Below are 4,405 nucleotides of genomic sequence, written 5' to 3' on the forward strand. Positions count from 1 at the left end.
CTTGAACTTATACTTGGTTATTCCATTCCGGGAAGGAATGTCAGGCCTCTGGCAGAAAGGCTCATGGAAAAATTTGGCAGCCTGGTAGATATTTTCAAAGCATCACCTTACGAACTGCACAAAATTCAAGGCATAGGCCCATCAACCATTGCTTTGTTTAAAATTATCAGCTCAGTTCAAACAGACCATAATAGTTCTCCGGATTCTTTGCGAAATAGTTCCACAACATCATCAGAAGAAAGCAAAGAGGCTGGCACTGAAAAGTCTTCCCCCGGCCTGAAGCAGGACAACGCTCCTCTGCTAATCAGAAGCAACAAACGCAAACTTCAGGTCAGCAACAGCTATCTTTTGGAATTTGACAAGCTTGCTCATATTCTGAAAGTTTTGCTGGACAATAGAGACGCCAAAAAAAATAACCGCAAGGATCTTCAGGAAAGTACAGGTCTTGCAGATCGTCAAGTGGAAAGTCTGGTTAGTATTGGAACCTCAATGGGCTTAATCAAACCCGGTTCACAGGTATTGACTCAAGTCGGACTTTTTTTAGCTGAGCATGACATTTTCATTGAATCCCAGGGTTCCCTTGAATGGTGTCATTACGCAGGAGCGGCTTCTTTTAAGAATTTAATTTGGTTTGAGGTTTTTAATCATTTCCTGAATGAGCCTGCAACGACATTAAAAGACTGGTCAGCAAAACTCAGGTCAAAGCTGACAGGTTTATACTCAGACATAACCGTCAAAAAAAATCTTTCCCAGGAAATCCACTTTATCACAGACGCTTATACCAGAAGGAATTTCAGCAAGCTTGACCTTCTTAAGATCACCCCGGAAGGTGTGCTTTACAGACAGCGCTATTCCGGTTTTGTTCCCCTGGTCCTGGCTGCCATGCTTTATGATTACTGTGCAGGGGAAAATATACACTTGATTGAACTTGAATCTCTTATCAATACTCCAGGATCACCTGCGGCTGTATTCGGTCTGGACAGAAGCATGCTTGTTCTGGAAATTGAAAAGCTCCACAGCCTCGAATGGCTTCGCTACGAATCAACCCACAATCTGGACCAGATCAGGCTTAAGTCAGGCTATTCCGCCCTGGAGTTTCTTTCCGCGTATTACGAAAACAGAGCACCCGTCAGGAGCTGAGCAGGAACCATGAGCAAACCGGTTGACATGATCAAGGTTGTCCAGGAACTGCCAGATCGCCCTCGCGGCAGGGCATGGGTGCGGATGCGGCGCTCCAGCGCGCGGGGTTGCGTGCACAGGTAATAGTGATAACGCCGCCATCGGGCATCGTAGCGGGCGTGGAAGTCCGCGTGCACCTGCTCCACCTGCCGCACCGCAATGCCGGGCGGGGTGAGCGCATTCAAGCTGCGGCGCAAGCGGTACGGATCGGTGTCGTCGGGCACATCCACATGCGCCACCTGACCGCGTGCGTGCACCCCGGCGTCGGTGCGGCCCGAGCCGGTCAGGCGTGGCGCGGTATCGAGCACCGTATCGAGCGCCTCCTCCAGCGCGCCCTGCACCGTGGGCACCTCGGGCTGCACCTGCCAGCCGTGAAAATCGGTGCCGTCGTATTCGATGCAGAGACGCAGACGCGGCATATCAGCAGGCAGATTGCAAGCAACAAACGAACGGATGGGCCGCTATGGCATACACAGCGTGCACGTTCCCCACGCATCCCTCAGCCTCCGCACCAATCCATGCGTATCTACCTCACCGGTTTTATGGGAAGCGGCAAATCGACCGTCGGCACCCAGCTGGCCGCCCATCTTGGCTGGCCCTTTATGGATACGGATGCCTGGATCGAGGAGCAGATTGGCATGCGCATCCCCGAATACTTCGCGCAGGAAGGCGAAGCAGCCTTTCGATCGCGCGAGGAGGATGCCCTCGCCGCCACTGCCGCGCATCCCAGTGCCGTAATCGCCACGGGCGGCGGCATGCTGGTTGACTCGGACCGTATGCAGCGTGCGCAACAGTTGGGAGCAGTCGTGTATCTACGCGTGGATGCAGAGACACTCTACCAGCGCCTGGCCCCCGACGCCGCCCACCGTCCGCTGTTGTGGGATGCCGACGACACCCCGCTTACGGGCGATGCTTTACGCCACCACATCGCTGCGATGCTCCGAGAGCGCACCCCAGCGTACGAGCAAGCCCCCATACATGTGGATGCCCAGGCGGCCCCCGAAACCGTGACCCGTCGCATCCACCACCGTTTTGCCGATTACGTCTGCCGGCCTTCCGAATGACAACATGTGGGGTCCAAATGATGAGACGCACCGAGATTGGTGCCGTGCTTGAGCGCTGCATTTCTGCATGTTGACACATCTCGCAAACATTTTGGCACGTTTGGACAAGCAGATCTGCGCTTGCACCCGTTTGTTAGGGAATACGTAGCAAAGAGCGTATGAACGAAAAAGAAAAATTCTCGTACGCTTAAGATACAAGGGTATTGTCTTGTTCTACGTATGGCCTTTTCTGATCATCCCCCCAACTGCCATGCTTTCTCGCGTTCTCCTCGTCGGTGCAAACACCACATACGCTACGCTGCTTCGCTACCGGCTCGAATCGAAACGGTCTATTCGTCTGCACCAGGTAGATACCGGAGCCGAAGCAATCGAAGCATTTAACAAAGCCACCACGCTCGCCCTTGTGGCTCCCGACTTACCCGATGGAAACGGCCTCGATCTGGTGGAGTCGCTACGAGCAGGCTGGCGCAATGTCCCCATTCTTCTGATGGTACGCCCCGACGAAGCCGATGCCGCGCGGGCTGCACTATCGCACGGAGCCACCGATGTGCTCGTGGCAGGCAGTTCCGATCTTGATCGCATGGAGTGGTGGGTCGAGCAGGCGCGGCGCAACACCGCCACCGTTGCCCCTCCGGTAGACATCCCCTGCGACCTGACCTTGGCGGGCGATAGCCTTGCCATTCGGCGCACACGCTCACGCATTCGCCAGGCCCAGCACACAGATGCGCCCGTGCTGCTCGCAGCAGAGTCGGGACTGGAACCAGACACGTGGGCGCAACGCCTGCATGCAGGGAGCCTGCGTGCCGACGGCCCCTTCGTTGCGGTAGATGGCGCTGTGATGTCGGATGCTGCGGTATCCGATGCCCTCTTTGGCTCATCTGATGCCCCCGGAGCCAGTTCCGAAGCAGCACACGGCACCCTCTTTGTCGACAACATCGGCCTGCTCAGCCGCGAGATACAGGAGGCCCTATTTACCATGGTGGATACGGAAACCATTCCCGCCCACAAAGACCGGTCGGCCTCCCCGTTTCAGGCACGCCTCATCTGCGGTACCGGACGCGATCTGGAGGCGCTCGCACGTACCGATGCGTTGCACCCCGACCTGCACGACCTGCTCACGCAACATGCCATTCCGCTGCCGCCACTGCGCGAACGCACCGAAGATCTGCTCCTCCTGGCCCAGCGCCTGCTTCGCGAAAAAACGGCAGACACCGACGCGGGTCCCCTCTCCTTCTCTGTACCTGCGATGCGCCGCCTCATGGCGTACGACTGGCCCGGCAATCACCGCGAGTTGGCATCCGCTATCGAACAGGGGATTCGCACAGCTCAGGGGCTGGAGGTGACCGCAGACGACCTCTTCCCTGATGAGGATTCGCTCCCCGATACAGATGCGTTTGCTTCCTCCATATCAACAACTGACTTTTTCTCAACGGGCAGCAATGCTGATCCCCAAGCTTCTGACCTGGACAGCCCTGACTCATCACATTCCGATGCGGAAGACCGGGCCCCTGCACAGTCTGCTGCCGAAGCAGAAACGACCCGCGCCCCACGCTCACTATTTGACTTGAAGGCCTCAGATGTAGCTGCGCTCGACCCGCCCTCGCCTTCGTCTGCACCTGACGTCTCTTCCAAGAAGACACCGCTTGAGCAGGTTGCCGTTCAAGCTCCCGACGCCATTATTCCTTTGGAGGAACTACATGTGTTGGCTATTGAGCATGCCCTGCACGTGTGCGACGGCGATATTAAACAAGCGGCCCGCGCACTGGGCGTGCCTTCATCAACTGTGTCGCACGTAGCAAGCCAGCTTGTTTCAAGCGTTGCCACCCTGCCGTAGAGCGCCGTCAGGAGGTGCCCTACTGCTGTGTCACAGGTCAATGGTTGGGTAGCGCGGGCGAGTGATTGCCATGGAAGATCACAAAAGATCCCGGATCAGCGGCGCCAGGGGCGCCTTGCCTGTCCTGAACTCGATTCAGGATCTGGATGACTATAAGTGTTGGTAGTTCATGCTTTACCCCATGAATCATCTGTGACAGAGCACTACTGCTTTGTCACAGGTTAATGGTTGGGTTGGAACGTGCCCCGTTTACATGATGTCATCTTGAGCGCAGCGGCTCCGCCAAGGAGACGCGGAGTCCTGACACGAGCGAAGCGACTGATGAACG

4 protein-coding genes are annotated in these 4,405 nt (G+C 56.3%); 3 read left to right on the forward strand and 1 reads right to left on the reverse strand.

Features of this window, described 5'->3' with window-relative positions:
- On the forward strand, positions 1 to 1,140 hold a 1,140-nt coding region (locus tag R6U20_RS12085), incomplete at its 5' end, for a DUF4007 family protein (protein WP_410338107.1).
- Here the strand turns inward: R6U20_RS12085 and R6U20_RS12090 are convergent.
- A complete protein-coding gene (locus R6U20_RS12090; RefSeq protein ID WP_410338108.1) occupies positions 1,110 to 1,598 on the reverse strand; it encodes a tRNA pseudouridine synthase A in 489 nt (162 codons plus the stop codon). The genes R6U20_RS12085 and R6U20_RS12090 overlap by 31 nt on opposite strands.
- 99 nt (positions 1,599 to 1,697) lie before the next feature.
- Here R6U20_RS12090 and R6U20_RS12095 point away from each other — a divergent pair, with 99 nt between their 5' ends.
- A complete protein-coding gene (locus tag R6U20_RS12095) occupies positions 1,698 to 2,243 on the forward strand; it encodes a shikimate kinase (RefSeq protein WP_410338109.1) in 546 nt (181 codons plus the stop codon).
- A gap of 250 nt (positions 2,244 to 2,493) precedes the next feature.
- Positions 2,494 to 4,077: a sigma-54-dependent transcriptional regulator gene (locus tag R6U20_RS12100; protein ID WP_410338110.1), complete on the forward strand. Its 1,584-nt coding sequence runs from the start codon at positions 2,494 to 2,496 to the stop codon at positions 4,075 to 4,077.
- The last annotated feature ends 328 nt before the right edge of the window (positions 4,078 to 4,405 follow it).

Source organism: Longimonas sp. (assembly GCF_046498435.1).
Lineage (GTDB): Bacteria > Bacteroidota > Rhodothermia > Rhodothermales > Salinibacteraceae > Longimonas.